Origin of the sequence: Micromonospora sp. NPDC005686 (assembly GCF_042871665.1) — a bacterium.
In the GTDB taxonomy this organism is placed as follows: Bacteria; Actinomycetota; Actinomycetes; order Mycobacteriales; family Micromonosporaceae; genus Micromonospora.
The window spans coordinates 151,268-168,512 of record NZ_JBIAIY010000003.1; the positions used below are offsets into that span (position 1 = coordinate 151,268).

The 17,245-nt window shown below is 73.6% G+C and carries 12 protein-coding genes; 10 read left to right on the forward strand and 2 right to left on the reverse strand.

All coding sequences use genetic code 11. From position 1 onward, the window contains the following. The first annotated feature begins 43 nt into the window (after positions 1-43). On the forward strand, positions 44-1,051 hold the full coding sequence (locus tag ACFYON_RS08015; RefSeq protein WP_355047392.1) for a hypothetical protein: 1,008 nt from the start codon (positions 44-46) through the stop codon (positions 1,049-1,051). A 703-nt stretch (positions 1,052-1,754) separates the two neighbouring features. On the opposite strand, the gene ACFYON_RS08020 is transcribed toward ACFYON_RS08015, so the two are convergent. Next, positions 1,755-3,062: a hypothetical protein gene (locus tag ACFYON_RS08020; protein ID WP_354864212.1), complete on the reverse strand. Its 1,308-nt coding sequence runs from the start codon at positions 3,060-3,062 to the stop codon at positions 1,755-1,757. Positions 3,063-3,245: 183 nt separating this feature from the next. Continuing rightward, a complete protein-coding gene (locus ACFYON_RS08025; protein WP_354864210.1) occupies positions 3,246-4,472 on the reverse strand; it encodes an alpha/beta hydrolase in 1,227 nt (408 codons plus the stop codon). 202 nt (positions 4,473-4,674) lie between these two features. On the opposite strand from ACFYON_RS08025, the gene ACFYON_RS08030 reads away from it, so the two are divergent. From ACFYON_RS08030 to ACFYON_RS08070, 9 genes are all read left to right on the forward strand, one after another. Next, positions 4,675-5,811: a hypothetical protein gene (locus ACFYON_RS08030; RefSeq protein WP_354864208.1), complete on the forward strand. Its 1,137-nt coding sequence runs from the start codon at positions 4,675-4,677 to the stop codon at positions 5,809-5,811. Positions 5,812-5,924: 113 nt separating this feature from the next. Continuing rightward, the gene (locus ACFYON_RS08035) at positions 5,925-6,542 is read left to right on the forward strand and encodes a M23 family metallopeptidase (protein WP_355047396.1); all 618 of its coding nucleotides are present in this window, start codon (positions 5,925-5,927) and stop codon (positions 6,540-6,542) included. Positions 6,543-6,694: 152 nt separating this feature from the next. Continuing rightward, positions 6,695-7,234: a DUF1697 domain-containing protein gene (locus ACFYON_RS08040; RefSeq protein ID WP_354864204.1), complete on the forward strand. Its 540-nt coding sequence runs from the start codon at positions 6,695-6,697 to the stop codon at positions 7,232-7,234. 27 nt (positions 7,235-7,261) lie between these two features. Beyond that, entirely contained in the window at positions 7,262-10,345 is a 3,084-nt protein-coding gene (locus ACFYON_RS08045; protein ID WP_387320675.1) for a BTAD domain-containing putative transcriptional regulator, read from the forward strand. A 122-nt stretch (positions 10,346-10,467) separates the two neighbouring features. After that, positions 10,468-12,132 (forward strand): bifunctional 3-(3-hydroxy-phenyl)propionate/3-hydroxycinnamic acid hydroxylase, encoded by a 1,665-nt coding sequence (locus ACFYON_RS08050; protein ID WP_354864200.1) that lies wholly within the window; start codon positions 10,468-10,470, stop codon positions 12,130-12,132. Between the two features lie 61 nt (positions 12,133-12,193). Then, positions 12,194-14,119 (forward strand): ABC transporter ATP-binding protein, encoded by a 1,926-nt coding sequence (locus ACFYON_RS08055; protein ID WP_355047397.1) that lies wholly within the window; start codon positions 12,194-12,196, stop codon positions 14,117-14,119. Positions 14,120-14,162: 43 nt separating this feature from the next. Next, positions 14,163-16,196, forward strand: coding sequence for a hypothetical protein (locus ACFYON_RS08060; protein WP_355047398.1), 2,034 nt, complete (start codon positions 14,163-14,165; stop codon positions 16,194-16,196). 161 nt (positions 16,197-16,357) lie between these two features. Beyond that, the gene (locus ACFYON_RS08065; protein WP_355095864.1) at positions 16,358-16,759 is read left to right on the forward strand and encodes a hypothetical protein; all 402 of its coding nucleotides are present in this window, start codon (positions 16,358-16,360) and stop codon (positions 16,757-16,759) included. 50 nt (positions 16,760-16,809) lie between these two features. After that, complete coding sequence (locus ACFYON_RS08070) at positions 16,810-17,232, forward strand: hypothetical protein (RefSeq protein WP_387188655.1); 423 nt, start codon at positions 16,810-16,812, stop codon at positions 17,230-17,232. Positions 17,233-17,245 lie beyond the last annotated feature (13 nt).

Below are 17,245 nucleotides of genomic sequence, written 5' to 3' on the forward strand. Positions count from 1 at the left end.
CCGCACGCTCCACGCCGGTAGTCACCGCATCGGAAGGAGCGCTGTGACGAGTTCGCACCCCGCCGCCGCAGACGCCGAGGCCGCCCACGTCCGTCTCCTGGCCGGGCGCGGTCAGTTGGCGGCCGTGGCGCGGGCCGCCTCGCCGGCAGAGCGTCGGCGGCTGACCGCCGGAGCGTGGGCGATGGCCTGGCCGCTGGTCTTCTCCCGCGTCACCCGGCCGGTCGAACACCGTCGCGGCCACTTCGTCTGCGCGGTGGCCATGCCGCAGTTGGCCGACGAGTGCCTCGACGGTTTCCACGACGACGTGGAGGCGGTCGTGGAGGATCTCCTGGCGCATGCGGTGACGCCGATACGCAGCGTGGAGGCATGGATGACGCGGCGGTTGACCGCTGTCACGGTCGACGCGCACCGACGGCGCCGAGGGCGGAGGGGAGCGCTGCAACGTCCGCGCGTCCCCGGCTGGCTGGCCGACGCGCTTGACTACGACGCCTGGCTGATGGAACTCGCTGTCGAGATTCTCAACTGGGTGGGTGTCACCGCCACCGCCGGTGCCGATGTCTGGCCGCTGCAGAGCTGGGCGGCGCGGCGTGTCGCCGTGACGGGCGACTGGGTGGGGAGCGACCCGGCGGCGGTCGTGCGCGAGGTCGAGGAGGTGCTCGCGGCGATGCGGCGCCGCCCGACCTGGTTCGCCAGGTACGTCGAGCGACCGATGGGCGCCAAGCCGGCCCCGGTGGCGGCGACGCCGGTGGGCGAGACCGCGGACCATACCTCGACCAGCGGCGAGATCGACGAGGCGAGGCTGCGATCGCTCGCCGCGGCCGTCATCGACGCCCTCGACGAGGCGCTGGGCCGGGGAGTGGATCCGAACGAGGCCGTCGTACGGGTCGTCACCGCGGTGTTCGGGGAGGGCACCGGGGGAGACGAACTGGACCGCGTGCCGGGCTCGGCGCCCGCCTTCGACGAGCGGATCTCAGCGAGACTCGCCGACCCCGCCGTCGTCGCCCGGGTGGTCGCGGCCGTCCAGCAGATCGTCTGTGGCACCGAGCGATGACTCCAGGGCCCGGCGGCGCTCGTCCAGGTCCGCGGCCAGCGCTCCGGCCGGGACACCGTCGGCCGCGGCGGCGCGCAGGGCAGCGCGAAGCTCCTCCTCCACGAGGCGTTGGAGCTTCGCGCTCTGCTCCGGAGAGAGTCTCACCCGCACCGCTGGCCGGCCGGTTGAATGATCACGAGACGATTCTGCACCGCGAAGGTCTCGATCAGGTTCCCGCTGTGGTCCGTGTCGGGTGCGCTCCGGCCGGTTCGCAGACCCACCGCAGCGCCCACCACCGCCGCCAGGGGGATGGGCGGCTCGTACCCGGCCGGTGACGGTCGCGTGTCCGTCCGCCCGGCTGCCCGTGCCGCACCGGCAGTCCTCGTCGTCATCGGCGGCCCACCTCCGTCCCGCCGGACTTCGCCCGCGTACCCCTTCCTGACGGACCGTCCGTCAGGAAGGGACGGGCGGCGGGCTCACCGGCGACCGGTGGCGCACGCGGGGGATCTGGCGGCGTGGGAAGGCAGGCAAGTGCCTTCCCAGGCCGCCGTCAACGCAGATCAGTGCGACTCCACGTCGGCCACCCCCCGGCTGTGTGGGAATCCCTTCCGGCCACATCCCGGCCGCTGATCGGAATCAGACCGGGAAAGCGGCGTGTGGAATCCGACCGAAACCGGAATCGGCAGGGGGCGGCGACGCGGTCGTCAGCCGGCCGGCGTCCTCGTCAGGCGCCCACCGACAGGGTGGTGCCGACGGCCACCCAGCAGTGCTCCACGAAGCTCTTCTCCGGCAGGTCGACGATGACGGGTGTGAAGTCGCCCGGCAGCGGCGGTTCGGCGGCGTGAACGATCACGTCCTTGAAGAGCACGTCGGGGATGCCCAGCACGAAGTCGGCCGCCGCGTTGTCGCGCAACGCCGCCCGCAGCGGAGGGCTGTCGAGAAGGCGGTGCACAGCGATGGTGGACGAGCCCACCCACCCGTTGCACGCCGGTTTGACCAGACCCCGGTGCAGCGCCACCCGCAGGCGCAGCCGGGCGTTCGGCGCGGTGATCGCGTTCACCTCGCGCAGGGCGGCGCCGAGCTCGTCGACCAGGCGTGGAATGACCGCCGACTCGTCGATTCCCGGGGGCAGCACCGTGAACTGGCCGTCGCCCTGTGCCTGGGGCACCACCGCGGAGTCGGCGATGCCCGCGGCGCGACGGGCCCGGGCGAGAACGTCGACGAGGAGGGCCTGGATCCGTTCGGTCTCGGCGTTGGTCCGGCTGCTGTAACCCGACACGTCGGCGGCCATGCAGAGCCGAACCGCCGCTGAGGCGGTCACGTCGGCCGGCCCGGCGGTGGCCTGGATCGATTCGCTGAAGGCGATCGAGTCACTCAGGTCGGCGTGCAGGACCGTGGACGTCCGTGTCGACACGTCGACGTGCATGTCGAGCGTGCCGTGAAGCTCCGCGAGGTCCGCGGGGACTTCGATCAGCGCGTGCACGGCGTACGACCGGGGCAACAGGAGGACGCTGCGCGGGTCCTCGTACGTCCAGCGGAAGCGGTGCTGGTGCAGGCCGAGCGTCCACGCGCGGGGGACGCCCCATCGGTTGAGCAGACGGCGGAGCCAGTCCGGCCGGGTCCCGGCGGCGGTGACCGTGTGCGCCGCGGTCGTGGAGGCCGGGGCCGGCCCGGCGTCGTCGAAGGTCAGCCCCAGCGCGCCGCCGTCACCGTCGAGCCGCACCGCCACGGCGCGCCGGTCGGTCAGCTCGACCTCGAACCGGACCGCCTGGTAGCGCTCGCCGTCGGCGAGACCCCCGAGGTCGAAGGCGAATATGGCACCCACGTACCGGTAGCCGGTGCCGGCCCGCCGCTGCAGCGCCGGCGGCAGGTCCGCAGCCGGCACCGGGTAGATCACCGGGCGCCCGCAGCGGACGCCGTCGCCGACCACCCGGACGCCCCGATCGTCGGCAGAACGCCCGGAGGCGGACACGAGTTCGCGTCCGGCTAGGACGTCGGACGGGTTCAGCAGGTCGATGGCGTCCGCCGTCATGGTGTCTCCCTGGCCGGTGCTCGGGTTGCCCTGTAGCGATAGCTGACGGACACGCCGGGCGGGTCCGGTCAGATCGAGACCGTGAAAAAGGCCCAGGCCCACTCGCCCGTCAACTCGGCATGCCGTTCAGGGTTCGCGTCGGCGGCAGGCCGGTCGCCTCGCGCGACTCCTGCCGCGCCTCACTCACGGCCGGAACTCCCAGTACGGCCCGCCCCTCGACATCATCAGCCTGAGCCCGGGCCGCGCGTTCGGCGGGTGATCATGATGGATCAAGAGGTGGATGTCGCTGACGACGGTACGACGCTCCATCGCGTAGGAATGGCCCAGGAGACCGGTCTCGACGCGGCTCGCGTCGATGGTGTCGATTCCGTCGAGGACGAGCTCGTCGATGCCGCCCGCGCCCGCCCGCGGGGCATTGGCGAGCGCGTACGACCCGGAGGCGGCAAGGGCCAGGTCGCTGTCGTTCACGTACAGGGTGTAGCGCTCGGCGGTGCCCGAGAAGTCGGCGACCCGGTCCCGGAACTGCTCCGCGTCCAGGTCCGGCGCGGCGAACACGACATGCCCGAGTCGGTAGCCGGCCAGGCCGCTGAGCGCCTCGGTGAGAACGCGGTTGCCCATGCTGTGCGCGATGACATGCACCCGGCCGCCGTCGGTGGACTCCAGGAGCGAGGTGAGGAAAGTGCGGAACCGGCGCTGCGTGCCGTCGGCGGCCGCGCCGTCGGCGACGTAGGCCGCAGGCGAGCCGGCGGACGGCCAGCTGTAGAGGACCGGCACGCCGCCGAAGTCCACGTCGTAGGCGAGCTGCGCGGTACGCCGTACGGCATCGGCGAACGACACGTTGTAGCCGTGTACGAAGACCAGCACGTCACGGCCGGGTGCCCGGTCCCGCATCCCGGCGACGGTGGCGGTGAGGCTCGCCGACTCCTCCAGGCGCAGGCCCGTATCCCCGGGGCTGCGGAACCTGAGGCGCCATCGCCGCTTGGGCCGGGGCAGCTCGCCGATCCGACGGTCATCGGGAAGCGCGACCCAGGCCCTGCCGCAACGCAGTGTGCGGTCGCGGCCCGGGCCGTAGAACTCACCCGGACGGCCGGTGGGCACCCGGTCGGTGGCGTAGGCGATCTCGACCTCGCTGCGCCGCTCCGCCACGCCCTGCGGCTGCGGCGATCCGACGCCGCGTTCGGCGCCGAGCAACGTCGCCCGGATCGCCGACTCCACGCGGCGGTGCAGGTCGGGTGCTTCACCCAGCACCGCGAGGACGCGATCCTGCGCGCTCTCCGCATCGTCGGGGCCGGCGGTGTCCAACGCACGCAGAGCGTCGACCAGGGCGGGCTCGATCGCGGCCTCCTCGGGCCCCGGCTCCTCCGGCCACACCGCACCGACAGCGTCGACCAGCATGCGTGACTCGTCCATCACCCCGAGCATAGGGCGCGCGATCATCCACGATTGTTGCTGCCGGATCCGGGCCGCGAACCCCGGCAGGGCCCGGGCGGTCCATGACCCGGGCGGCGAACGCCGTTCTTACCACTGTCTTACGGGACGGCGCGCGGGCGTACCCGGAGCGTCAGGGAGCGCGATGCTGAGGGCCGGCTACCAACCCAGGAAGAGGGCGACCATGCGATCACCGGTACGGTACGGGCTGTCCGTGGCGACACTGTCCACTCTGGTGGGAGGCGTGCTGCTCCCGCCGGTCCCGCCGGTTGCCGCCGCTACCCCTTCGGCGTGGACGGCGACGATTCCCGCGCTGATCCATGACAGCCGGCTGACCGACGTGGCCGCCACCGGCCCGAACAACGCCTGGTCCGTCGGCTACCAGGCGTCGACCTACACGGGGTACTCGATCGAACAGCCGTACGCGCTGCTGCGGTGGAACGGGCAGACGTGGACGGAGCGGCGGCTGCCACACGAGGCGCATGTGCTGTACAAGGTGGACGCGGCGGCCGCCCGGGACGTCTGGACGGTGGGCACCCGGCGGCTCGGCCAGCCGTACGCCGGGCATTTCAACGGGGAGACCTGGACGGCGCACGCGCCGTGGACCGCCCCGGCCGGGACCTCCGATCTGCTGGACGTGGCCGCCACCGGCGGCGGACGGGCCGTGTTCGTCGGCCACGACGGCGGCCGGCCGCTCGTCGTCGAAGGCGACACCCGCGGGTTCGGCCGGGTCGCGGTCCCGGGGACGGACGGACTCAACGGCGTCCTGCGGGCGGTCTCGCGCACCCAGGACGGCGGCGTGTTCGCCGCCGGTGAACGGTACGTCGCCGACGCGCCCTACCCGGAGCCGATGATCGCGCAGCGCGTCGGCGGGTCGTGGCGGGTGGCGTCGCTGCCGCCGATCCCGAGCGCCCGGCTCACCGGTGTGTGGGCTCGCTCGTCGACCGATGCCTGGGCGGTCGGCACCCAGGACTACGACTCCACCCCCAAGCCGGTCATCCTGCACTGGGACGGCCGGACGTGGCAGCGGGTGGCCGGGCCGGCATCCGCCGGTTGGGTGTACGCCGTCGCCGGTGACGCGAACGGCAACGTCTGGATCAGTGGTACGAATCCCATCCCGCCGTACATCGAGTACCCGGGCACGCTGCTGCTGCGCTACACGGGCGGGCGATGGAGCGTCGCGTACGGGCCCAAGGTGGAGGGCAACGACCCGAGCATCGACGCCCTGGCGAACATCCCGGGTACCTCGGCCTTCTGGGGGAGCGGCGCGGCGTCCACCGACGGGTTCCGCCTCGCCGGTGTGATCGAGCGGACCAGGTGAGGGTCGCTCGGTGGTTGACCGAACAGCCCTCGTGAAGCGCTGACCGGACGGCCGGTCTTCACCGATGGCGGGGGAGCGGCAGCGGCCGAGCACCGCCTGTCATGCTCGAAGCGATGACCACCGACCGTCCACCGGGCTCCCGGCTCCCGCGCGTCCTGCTGATCGTCGGCGCCCTCGCGGTGCTCGTCGCCGGCGCGGCGGTCGTGGTGCCGCTGGTGCGGCCGCCGGGCCCGCGACCGGACTTCCAGCTCCCGGTGGCCTGCGGCGAGACGTGGCGGCTGTCGACCTATCCGGGACACGACGACTACGACGTCGACCTCTTCCCGACCTCGGGGGAGGCGTGGGGGCGGCCGGTGCTCGCCTCCGCCGCCGGCACCGTCACCGTGGCGGGGATCAACGGCTCGCTCGGCGGCCGTACGCCGCAGGATCCGGACGGGCCGCGGGGACGCGGGGGCGGCTACTGGGTCAAGATCGACCACGGTGGCAAGTGGGAGACCCAGTATCTGCACCTGCTCGAACCGCCGTCGGTGAGGGCCGGTCAGCGGGTGGCCCGGGGCGAGCAGCTCGGGCGGGTCGGCAGCACCGGGAACTCCGGCGCCCCGCACGTGCACTACGAGCAGCGCCGGGGCTGGGAGAAGGTGGAGACCTACTTCGGCGGCGTGCCGTCCGGCATCACGTCCGACGACCGCGAGTACTCGATCCGGCTGACCAGCGCGAACTGCGCGCCGTAACCCGGGGCGCGGTCGACGGCGATGTGGAACGCCCACGCGTCGGCCAGGACGCCGAGCCAGTCGGTCCGGTCGCCGAACGCGGCCGTCGACACGGCCACCGCGCCGAGCGGACTTACCCACGGCGAGGGCCCGGCCGGTTACCATCCTCGGTCATGGCGAGATACGTCGCTCTGCTGCGCGCGGTGAACATCGGCGGCGGTAGCTCCATGGCGATGACGGAGCTGAGAGAGGTCTTCGTCTCCTGCGGCTTCGACCGGGTGGCGACCTACATCCAGAGCGGCAATGTGGTGTTCGGCTGCCCGGAGACCGACGAGGCCGCGATCCTGACCGAGATCGGCCGGGCCGTCAGGCAGCGGTGGGGCCGGGACGTGCCGGTGCTGCTGCGCAGCCTGGCTGAGCTCGACGCGATGATCGCCGCCAACCCGTACCTCGACGCGCAGACCGATCTGACGAAGTTGCTGGTGACGATGCTCAGCAGCGATCCCGGCGCGGACAAGCAGGCGGCGCTCGCCGCCCCGCCCGGCGAGACCGGGACGCTGACGCTGCTCGGGCGGGAGGTGTTCGTGCACGTTCCCGACGGCTACGGGCGCAGCAAGCTCGGCAACGCCTTCGTGGAGAAGAAGACGGGCGTGATCGGGACGACGCGCAACTGGCGCTCGGTGCTGAAGTTGCGGGAGATGGCGGCGGCCTGACCCGGACACGAAAGGGTCGTCGTCGAGGTGACTGTGCAGTTCCGGGTGCTGGGCCCGCCGCAGGTCGTCCGGAACGGGCGCGTGGCGCCCCTCGGCGGGCCGAAGCAGCAGGCGCTGCTGGCCCTGTTCCTGCTGCGGCCGAACCGGTTCGTTGCCACCGATTGGCTGGTCGACGCGCTCTGGGACGCACGACCGCCGGCCAGCGCCCGGACGACGCTGCGCACGTACGTCGCCGGGCTGCGCCGGGCCGTGGAACCGGAACGGTCCCACCGCGAGCCGCCGCGCGTCCTGCGCAGCCACCCCGGGGGGTACGAGCTGCGGGTCGACGCCGACGCGGTGGACGCGATCCGGTTCGCCGCCCTGGTGGACCGGGCTGCGGACGCGCTCGCGGCCGGGCAGGCGGCGGCGGGGCGGACGTACACCGAGGCGCTGGCGTTGTGGCGCGGTGAGCCGCTGGCGGGCGTGGCCGACCTGGCCGTGGTGCGTCCGGAGGTGGCCCGGCTGGCCGAGCTGCGGCTGAGCGCCGAGGAGGGGCGGTTGACCGCTGCCGTCGCGGCGGGCCGGCACGCGGCGTTGCTGCCGGAACTGCGCCGGTTCGTGTCGGCGCACCCGCTGCGCGAGGGAGTCCGGGCGCAGTTGATGCTGGCCCTGTACCGCTCGGGGCGGCAGACCGAGGCGCTCGCCGTCTTCGACGAGGGGCGCCGGATCCTGGCCGGCGAGTACGGGCTCGACCCCGGTGAGCAGATCCGGGCCGTGCACCGGCTGATCCTGACGCAGGACGTACCGCAGGACCGGAGCAGCCCGGCGGAGGCCGGGCGTCCCGCCCCGATGGAGCACGACGGCGCACCGCTCGTGGGCCGGGACGCGGAGCTGGAACGGCTGCGGGAGACGCTGGACGCGGCCACCGGGCGGGGCGGGCGGGTGCTGACCCTGGTGGGGGAGGCCGGCATCGGCAAGAGTAGCCTCGCCGCGGCGCTCGGCGCGCGGGCCGCCGCGGCCGGCGTCCCGGTGGTCTGGGGTCGCTGTCCGGACGTCGGGCAGGCGCCGCCGTTCTGGCTGTGGAGCCAGGTGGTACGCGCGCTGACGGCGCTGCCGCAGACGCGCTCCACCGGCTCGGCGAGCCGGCTGGACGGGTTCGCCGCCGGATCATCGAGCGGACCGGCGGACGGTCACGGTCTGGACCCCACGGCCCGGTTCCAGGTGTACGAGGCGGTGGCGGACCTAGTGCACGCGGCGGCCCGGGAGCGCGGGCTGCTCGTCGTCCTCGACGACCTGCACGCCGCCGATCCGGACTCGCTGCTGTTGCTGCGGTTCCTCGCCACCGCCCTGCCCGCGTCCCGGGCGCTCGTGGTCGCCACGCTGCGGCCGTACGACGGCGACCCGGCCCTGGTGGCGACAGTCGCCGAGCTGGCGCGCGGACGCGGCTTCGGTCAGGTCCGGCTCGCCGGGCTGGACGCCGCGGCGGTCGCCGACCTGGTCCGGGGCCGCACCGGCGTGGCGCCGCCGGAGCCGATGGTGACCCGGCTCGTCACCCGCACCGGCGGGAATCCGTTCTTCCTCACCGAACTGCTGCGCTCCCGCACCGACGCGGGCGCTGCCGCGGATCTGCCGCCGAGCATCCGGGACACCGTGCGGCTTCGGCTCGCCGGGCTGCCCGGTCCCGCCCGGCGCTGCCTCGACCTGCTCAGCGTGGCCGGACACGACCTGGACCTGGCGGTGCTGGCGGCGGCGCTGGACAGCACCGCCGAGGCGGTCGCCGAGGACCTCGCCCCGGCCTATCCGGCAGCGCTGGTGGTCGAGACCGGGCCGGGCGCGCTCGCGTTCCGCCACCCGCTGATCGCCGAGGTCACCTACGCCGAGCTGGTCCCGCCGCGCCGGGCCGCGCTGCACGCCCGGCTGGCCGCCGCGTACGAGCGGACGGCCGGCACCGCGCCGGCCGAGCTGGCCCACCACTACGGCGAGGCGATCGGGCTGGGCCACGGCGAGGACCACCTGCGCTGGTCGCTGCGCGCCGCCGACGACGCCACCCGCCGGGTCGCCTACGAGGACGCGCTCGGTCACCTCGAACGTGCCGCGCGCCGGCTGGCCCCGGCCGCGCGGCTCTCGCCCGACGCGGCGGCCACCGAGCTGACCGTCCAGTTGCACCGCGCCTCAGTGCTCCAGATGACGGTGGGCGTCGGCAGCGACGCGGTCGACCGGGTCTGCGCCCGCGCCCGCGAGCTGCTGACGCTCGTGGGGCCGGACGCCGACATCCGCCACGCGCTCTGGGCGCTCGGCGAACTCGCCGCCAACCGGGCCGAGTTCGCGATCTGCGCCGACCTCGCCGGGCGGCTCGTACGGGCGCCCGACGACGGCAGCGGGCTGATCGCCGTCGCGGGCGAATACCTGCTGGGCGCCGTCGGCTACTTCACCGGCCGGCAGGCTGAGAGCGAGCGGCGGCTCACCGCCGGGATCGAGCGGCTGCGTACCGTCGACCGGGCGCTGCTGCGCCGCGAGGCCGGACGGCGTCCGGTGCTGGCCTGCCACAACTTCCGGGCGCTCGTCCGCTCGATGCGCGGCGACCCGGCCGGCGCGTGGGCCGACATCGCCGCCGCCGAGGCCCTCGCCGAGGAGCTCGACGACCCGTACGGCCGGGCCAACGCGGCGCTCTACGCGGCCTGGCTGGCGATGCAGGAGCACGACGTCGCGGCGGCCGACGCGGCGGGGCGCCGGTGCCGGGACATCGGCCGGGCCGCCGGCCTGCCGCACATGACCGCCACCGGCGCGTACTTCCTGGAGTGGGCGGCCGCGCGCGGCGGCGACCACGGCCGGCTCGACGCGATGCGCGCCGCCGCCGAGGATTTCTACCGGCCCGGACTGCGGTCCACCCGGACCATCACGCTCTGCGCTGTGGCCGAGGCGTACCTGACCGGCGGCCGACCGGACACCGCGGCGACGCTGGCCGGTGAGGCGCTGGCGGTGGCGGACCGGATCGGCGAGCGCGTCTTCGTGGCCGAGCTGCACCGGATCCGCGGCGTGGCCCGGGGCGACCGCGCGGAGTGGGACCTCGGCGCCCGGATCGCCGCAGAGCAGGGCGCCCGGCTGCTGCTGGCCCGGTTCGCCGACTTCTGAGACGGTCCGCAGGCCCGCCTCCACGCCTTCTCCACGGTCCTTCCACGCCGGGCTGGTGCCCTGGTCGGCGTCGGGTAGGACGGCCGGAGCCGTCCGGGAGCACGCGTCGAAGGGCACCAGCGATGGGATCAGTTCAGCCGGAGGTCGAGGTCGCCGTGATCGGCTGCGGGCCGGTGGGCGCGCTCACCGCCAACCTGCTCGGCGCGCGCGGCGTCAGCACGCTCGTCGTCGAACGCAGCGCGGCCCCGCACGGTCAGCCGCGGGCCTTCTCCTGCGACGACGAGGCGCTGCGCATCTACCAGCAGGCCGGCCTGCTCGACGAGGTCCGCGACTCCACGATCGCGCCGCCGCTCGTCGAGTACGTCAACCGCGCGGGCCGGACCTTCGCCCGGATGAAGCTGTCCGAGACGGATTTCGGGTACGGGCACGCGCCGCTGCGCTTCTTCGACCAGCCGCGACTGGAACGGACGCTGCGCGCCGGGTTGGACCGCTTCCCGCACGTCCAGCTCGCGCTCGGCACCGAACTGGTCGGCCTCACCCAGGACGAGGACGGCGTGACACTGCTGTTGTCCGACGTGGACACCGGCCAGCGGCGCGCGGTCCGCGCCCGCTATGTGCTCGGCTGTGACGGCGCCCGCAGCGCCACCCGCGCCGCCGTCCGTATCCCGCTGTCCGGGGCGAGCTACGCCGAGCCGTGGCTGGCCGTCTCCGGTGACGTGCCGCCCGAGGCGGTACGGGTGCCGGACACCACGTTCGTCTGCGACTGGCAGCGCCCGGCGTTCGTGTCGCCCGGCGCGGCGGGCAGCTACCGGATGGAGTTCATGCTGCGCCCGGGCGAGACCGAGGCGCACATGCGGCGGCCGGAGAGCATCGCCGCGCTCGTCTCCCCGTACGTCGACCCGGAGCGGTTCGCCGTCACCCGCGCGGTGGTCTACGCCTTCCACCACCTCATCGCCCAGCGGTGGCGGGAGGGACGGGTGTTCCTGCTCGGCGACGCCGCCCACCAGATGCCCCCGTTCATGGGCCAGGGCCTGTGCAGCGGCCTGCGCGACGCGGCGAACCTGTCGTGGAAGCTGGCACTGGTGCTGTCCGGCGCCGCCGACGCCACCGTGCTCGACACGTACGAGACCGAGCGGCGCCCGCACACGGTGGAGATGGCACAGACCAGCGTCCGGCTGGGGCGCGTCTTCCTGGCCCGTAACCGGCTCACCGCCGCGTTGCGCGACACCGCGCTGCGGGCGGTCCAGACGATTCCCCGGGTACGGCGGTTCGTGGAGCGCTTCGAGTTCAAGCCGGTGCCGGCGTACCGGCGGGGCCTGATGACGGGCGGGCGACGGGACGGCGTGGTCGGGACCATGTTCCCCCAGCCGCGCGTGCTCATCCCGGGTTCGCCCGGCGAGCGCCTGCTCGACGAGGCGCTCGGCGACGGCTTCGCCGTGCTCGGTCCCGCCGCGGTGGACAGTCCGCCCGGACCGCTGTGGCAGGGGCTGCCGGTGCGGTTCGTCGCCGTCCACCCGGCGGGCACCCCGGTGGCCGCGCTGCCGGGCGACGCCCGGCCGGACCGGGTCGAGGTCGTCGACGCCGACGGTGTGCTGGACGGATGGTTCCGGCGGCACCGCGCCGGGCTGGTGGTGCTGCGGCCGGACCGGTTCGTGTTCGCCCTCGCGGCGGCCAGCGGCGCCGAGGTGGCCGGACGGGAGCTGGCGGCCGCCCTGGGCACGTCGCCGGACGGGCCGGGCGAGCCGCGTGCGGACAGCGTGGACGTCGCGGCGGCGCCGGGCCGGTGACCGGCGCGGTGGCTTGACCTCAAGCGGACGTGAGGTTCTAGCCTCCTCGCGGAGGTACGGCATGAGCATGGAAGTGACAGCGTGGACGTCCCTGCACCACGCCCTCAACGCGCAGGATGAGCGGCCGCTGTCCCGGGCGACGCTACGGCGCGTCGCCGGGTTCGCCCGGCCACACCGTAACCTGATCGTCAGGTTCCTGCTCTTGAGCGTGGTGACGGCGGTCCTCACTGTGGCGGCGCCGGTGCTGGCCGGGCGGGTGGTCGACGCGATCGTCAGCGGCGCCGACAGCGGCGTCGTGGTGCGGCTGGCGGCGCTGATCGCCGTGATCGCGCTGGCCGAGGCCGGCCTGGGGCTGTTGACCCGGTACCTGTCCGCCACCATCGGGGAGGGCCTCATCGTCCAGCTACGGACGGCGGTCTTCGACCACGTCCAGCGCATGCCTGTCGCGTTCTTCACCCGGACCCGTACGGGCGCGCTGGTCAGCCGCCTGAACAACGACGTGATCGGCGCTCAGCGGGCCTTCAGCGACACCTTGTCGACAGTGGCCGGTAACGCTGTCACGCTGCTCCTGACCCTGGCGGTCATGCTGAGCTTCTCCTGGCGGATCACGCTGCTGGCGCTGGTCCTGCTGCCGGTCTTCGTCCTGCCCGCACGCCGGATGGGGTCCCGGCTCGCCCGCCTGCAGCGCGAGGCGGCGGAGCACAACGCCGCCATGAGCAACCGGATGACCGAACGCTTCTCGGCGCCCGGCGCGACGCTCGTCAAGCTGTACGGGCGCCCGGCCGAGGAGTCGGCCGAGTTCGCGGCCCGGGCGCGGCGGGTCCGCGACATCGGTGTTCGCGCCGCCATGCTCCAGTGGGTCTTCATCACCGCGCTCACCGTCGTCGGCTCGCTGGCCCTGGCCCTGGTGTACGGGCTCGGTGGCGTGTACGCCCTGCGGGGCAGCCTCGACGCCGGCACGGTGGTCGCGCTCGCGCTGCTCCTGTCGCGCCTCTACGCGCCGTTGACGTCGCTCGCGAGCGCCCGGGTCGAGGTGATGAGCGCGCTGGTGAGCTTCGAGCGGGTCTTCGAGGTCCTGGATCTCAAACCGCTGATCGTCGACCGGCCCGGCGCACGCCCGCTTCCCGACGGGCCGGTCGCCGTCGAGTTCGACAGCGTCCGGTTCGGCTACCCGTCGGCCGACAAGGTGTCGCTCGCGTCCCTGGAGGATGTCGCGAAGCTCGACACGCGCGGCGGTGAGGAGGTGCTGCACGACGTGTCGTTCCGCGTGGAGGCGGGCCGGATGGTCGCCCTGGTCGGCTCCTCCGGGGCCGGCAAGTCGACGATCGCCCAGCTCGTACCGCGTCTGTACGACGTCGAGCACGGTGCCGTGAAGCTCGCCGACGTCGACGTCCGGGACCTGTCTACCGAGTCGGTGCGGGCGGCGCTCGGCGTGGTCACGCAGGACGGGCACCTGTTCCACGAGAGCATCCGCGCCAACCTGGCGTTCGCCCGGCCGGACGCGACCGAGGACGAGATGTGGGACGTCCTGCGGCGGGCCCGCCTCGACGCCCTGATCCGGTCGCTGCCGGACGGGCTCGACACCGTCGTGGGGGAACGTGGATACCGGCTCTCCGGCGGGGAACGTCAGCGGCTCACCATCGCGCGGCTCCTGCTGGCCCGTCCCCGGGTGGTCATCCTCGACGAGGCGACGGCGCACCTGGACTCCACCTCGGAGGCCGCCGTGCAGGACGCCCTCGCCGAGGCCCTGACCGGCCGGACGAGTGTGGTCATCGCGCACCGGCTGTCCACCGTCCGTACGGCCGACGAGATCCTCGTGATCGAGGGTGGGCGCGTCGTCGAACGCGGCCGGCACGGTGACCTGCTCGCCGCCGGCGGACGGTACCAGGAGCTGTACCGCACCCAGTTCGGCCAGGACAAGCCGGAGGTCCCGAGGGAGCGTGCCGCCACCGGCCAGACCCTTGCCGAGATCCGTTCACGGGCGTAGGAAGAACACCACCCGCCACCGTCCGATGTCGAAGGAGACGCGCGTGCGCACACCTCGACGGCTCCGTCTCGCCGTGTCCGCGCTGGTGACCGCCTCGGCCGTGCTGCTCGGCTCCGGCGCCGCCGCCGCGCCGTCCGCGCCTCCCGCACCGGCCGGGCAGCGGTCCTGCGACCCGATCGACCCGGCGGCCTGCCTGCTGCCGTTCCCGAACGACTACTTCACCGTCCCGGACCGCAGCACCCCGACCGGCAAGCGGGTCCGCATCGCGGCCTCCGCGATGCCCGCGAACGTGCTCGGCGTGCCGATCGACCCGGCCGAGTGGAACCGGCAGGACGGGTTCAGCCCCGGCTCGCCGATCCTGGCGCGCGTACCCGGTCTCGACGCCGCGCGGACGCGGATCGCGCCGGTCACCGACGTCGGCCGGTCGCTGGCGCCGGACGCGCCGATCGTGCTGCTCGACGCCCGCACCGGCAGGCGTACGCCGTACTGGGCGGAACTGGACGCGCACGCCGCGGGCAACCCGGATCGGCAGACGTTGATCATCCGGCCGGCGGTGGCGCTGACCGAGGGCGCCCGGTACGTGGTCGGCCTGCGTGGGCTGCGCGACGGCGACGGCGCGCTCATCCCGGCGCCGAAGGCGTTCCGGACGTACGTGACCGGCGCCGGCCTGGACCGGCTGGACCCACGCGCGCCGCAGATGAAGCGGATCCTCGCCGACCTGACCCGGGCCGGCGTCAAGCGGCACAGCCTCTACCTGGCCTGGGACTTCACGGTGGCCAGCCGGCACGGCCTGACCGGGCGGATGCTGGCGGTCCGGGACAGCGCGTTCGCCGCGCTCGGCCGCCGCGCGCCCGGGTTCACCGTCTCGCAGGTCACCGACTACACGCCGGAGCAGGACCCGCTGATCGCCCGGCAGGTGACCGGCACGGTCGCGGTGCCGTCCTACCTGACCGGCGACGGCGGTCCCGGCTCCCGGCTGCACTACGGGCCGCCCGGCGGCGACGGCACCCCGCCGACGCCGAACGCGCTGCCCACACCGTCCGGCACGACGGTGGCCGCCGACTTCGTCTGCAACATCCCGCGCGGCGCGTCCGCCGCGCGACCCGCGCACCTCTCGCTCTACGGCCACGGCCTGCTCGGCCGGCCGACCGAGATCAACGCCGGCAACGTCAAGACCATGTCGCAGACGTACGACTTCACCTTCTGCGCGACGAGCTGGATCGGCATGGCCGCCGCCGACGTCCCGTACGTGGCGGGAGCCTTCACCGACCTCAGCGCCTTCCCGGCGGTGGCCGACCGGCTCCAGCAGAGCTTCCTGAACTTCCTCTTCCTGGGCCGGACAATGATCCACCGCCACGGGTTCGCCGCCCACCCGGCGTTCCGCGACGCCGCCGGGCGGCCGCTGATCGACGTGGCCGGCGGGCTGCACTACGACGGCAACAGCCAGGGCGGCATCAACGGCGGCGCGCTCACCGCCATCGCCCAGGACTGGACCCGTTCGGTGCTCGGCGTGCCCGCGATGAACTACTCCACGCTGCTGCAACGCAGCGTCGACTTCGCCCCGTTCCAGACGATCATGGACGGCTACTACCCGGACAAGATCGACCAGCAGCTGATCCTGGCGCTGCTGCAGATGCTGTGGGACCGGTCCGAGGCCAACGGGTACGCCCAGCACATGACCGACCGGCCGCTGCCGCGTACCCCGGCGCACCGGGTGCTGATGCATGTGGCCTTCGCCGACCAGCAGGTCTCGACCGCCGCGGCGGAGGTGCAGGCGCGTACCGTCGGCGCCCGCCTGCACGCCCCGGCGCTCGTCGACGGCTGGTCACCGGACGTGCGCCCGTTCTGGGGCATCGCGCCGATCCGCGGGTACCCGTACGCGGGCTCGGCGATGGTGGTGTGGAACAGCGGGGCGGCGTACGCGCCGCCGACGACGAACCTCGCACCCGCAGGACCGGAGTACGGCGAGGACTCGCACGAGTTCCCGCGCGCCCAGCCCGGCGCCCAGCGGCAGAAGGCGGTTTTCCTGCTCACCGGCAAGGTGATCGACGTCTGCGCGGGCGGGCCCTGCCCGTGACGTAGCGGCCGCTCGCTGTCGGCGCCGCGTCGCCCGGCACATCAGCCTCCTAGGACGCCTTGGCGGGTGTGCCGGGAATCGCAGCGGACAGAGAGCCGCCCTGGCGGCGATTCCTGCCCGGACGCGCCCTGCTGACTGACAGCTGTCCGTCAGCAGGTGGCATGGCATTCTTCCGACGACCGCCCAGCTCGCCGTTTCCGGACGACATGGTGCGGTGGCTCGACCTCTTCGGCCGGTACTCGTTCGACGTGCACGGCAGCGGGATCGACGACAGCAGCATGTGGGAACGCGTCGGATCGCTGTACCGGTACGCGACAAGCGACCGGGAGGGCTTCCTGGCCGCCCTGGGCGACCTCGTCGCCGACGACCAGGGCGGCTTCGCCACCTTCGGTGCGGCCCGGCTCGTCTGGGAGATGTTCAGCGGTGACGCGCTGACGATGCCCGCGGCGTTGCCGCTGATCGACGCGGGCATCGCCTTCCAGGCCGCGCGGGGGCTTCCGGTCGCCCTGCTCACCGGCTACGAGCAGCAACGGCTCCAGCAGATCCGCGCCGAGCGCGGCTGAATCCGCTCTCGGCGACGACTTCATCCGATCGCAAGAAGGGAATGAACACTGTGGAAGGACTAGTCTGCTTCGGCATCGTGGCCGCACTGATCGGCGTTTTCGTCTGGCAGTTCATCGAGACGCGGAACGCCACCGCGACCACGATCGTCGACACCACGTGCGATCCCGCCCTGGCCGCCGAGGTCGTACGGGGAGCCTTCGGTGGTCCCCGCGCTGTGTTGTGGACCGGCACGAACGGACCGGGAATGATCAATATGCGGCGGCGCGGAGTCCGGGGTGGGATCACCATGTCCATCGACATCGAACCACACCCCGGCGGGGGCTCCCGGTTGGAGATGTGGGCCTCGGAGACAGTCGTGTACATGGGGATCCTGGTGAACTTCGCCGGTGTGGTCAACCGGCGGAAGACGGCGATCGGGCGGATGCTGGCCGCCGCGGAGAGCACCAGGGCCTCGGGCAGCTTCGGACCGTGACATCGGAGCTGTG

Bases quoted from the DNA above. Each gene is read 5' to 3' on its own strand.
- ACFYON_RS08050 (WP_354864200.1), top strand. From the start codon at position 10,468: ATGGGATCAGTTCAGCCGGAGGTCGAGGTCGCCGTGATCGGCTGCGGG.
- ACFYON_RS08065 (WP_355095864.1), top strand. From the start codon at position 16,358: ATGGCATTCTTCCGACGACCGCCCAGCTCGCCGTTTCCGGACGACATG.
- ACFYON_RS08035 (WP_355047396.1), top strand. From the start codon at position 5,925: ATGACCACCGACCGTCCACCGGGCTCCCGGCTCCCGCGCGTCCTGCTG.
- ACFYON_RS08030 (WP_354864208.1), top strand. From the start codon at position 4,675: ATGCGATCACCGGTACGGTACGGGCTGTCCGTGGCGACACTGTCCACT.
- ACFYON_RS08040 (WP_354864204.1), top strand. From the start codon at position 6,695: ATGGCGAGATACGTCGCTCTGCTGCGCGCGGTGAACATCGGCGGCGGT.
- ACFYON_RS08025 (WP_354864210.1), bottom strand. From the start codon at position 4,472: ATGGACGAGTCACGCATGCTGGTCGACGCTGTCGGTGCGGTGTGGCCG.
- ACFYON_RS08055 (WP_355047397.1), top strand. From the start codon at position 12,194: ATGAGCATGGAAGTGACAGCGTGGACGTCCCTGCACCACGCCCTCAAC.
- ACFYON_RS08020 (WP_354864212.1), bottom strand. From the start codon at position 3,062: ATGACGGCGGACGCCATCGACCTGCTGAACCCGTCCGACGTCCTAGCC.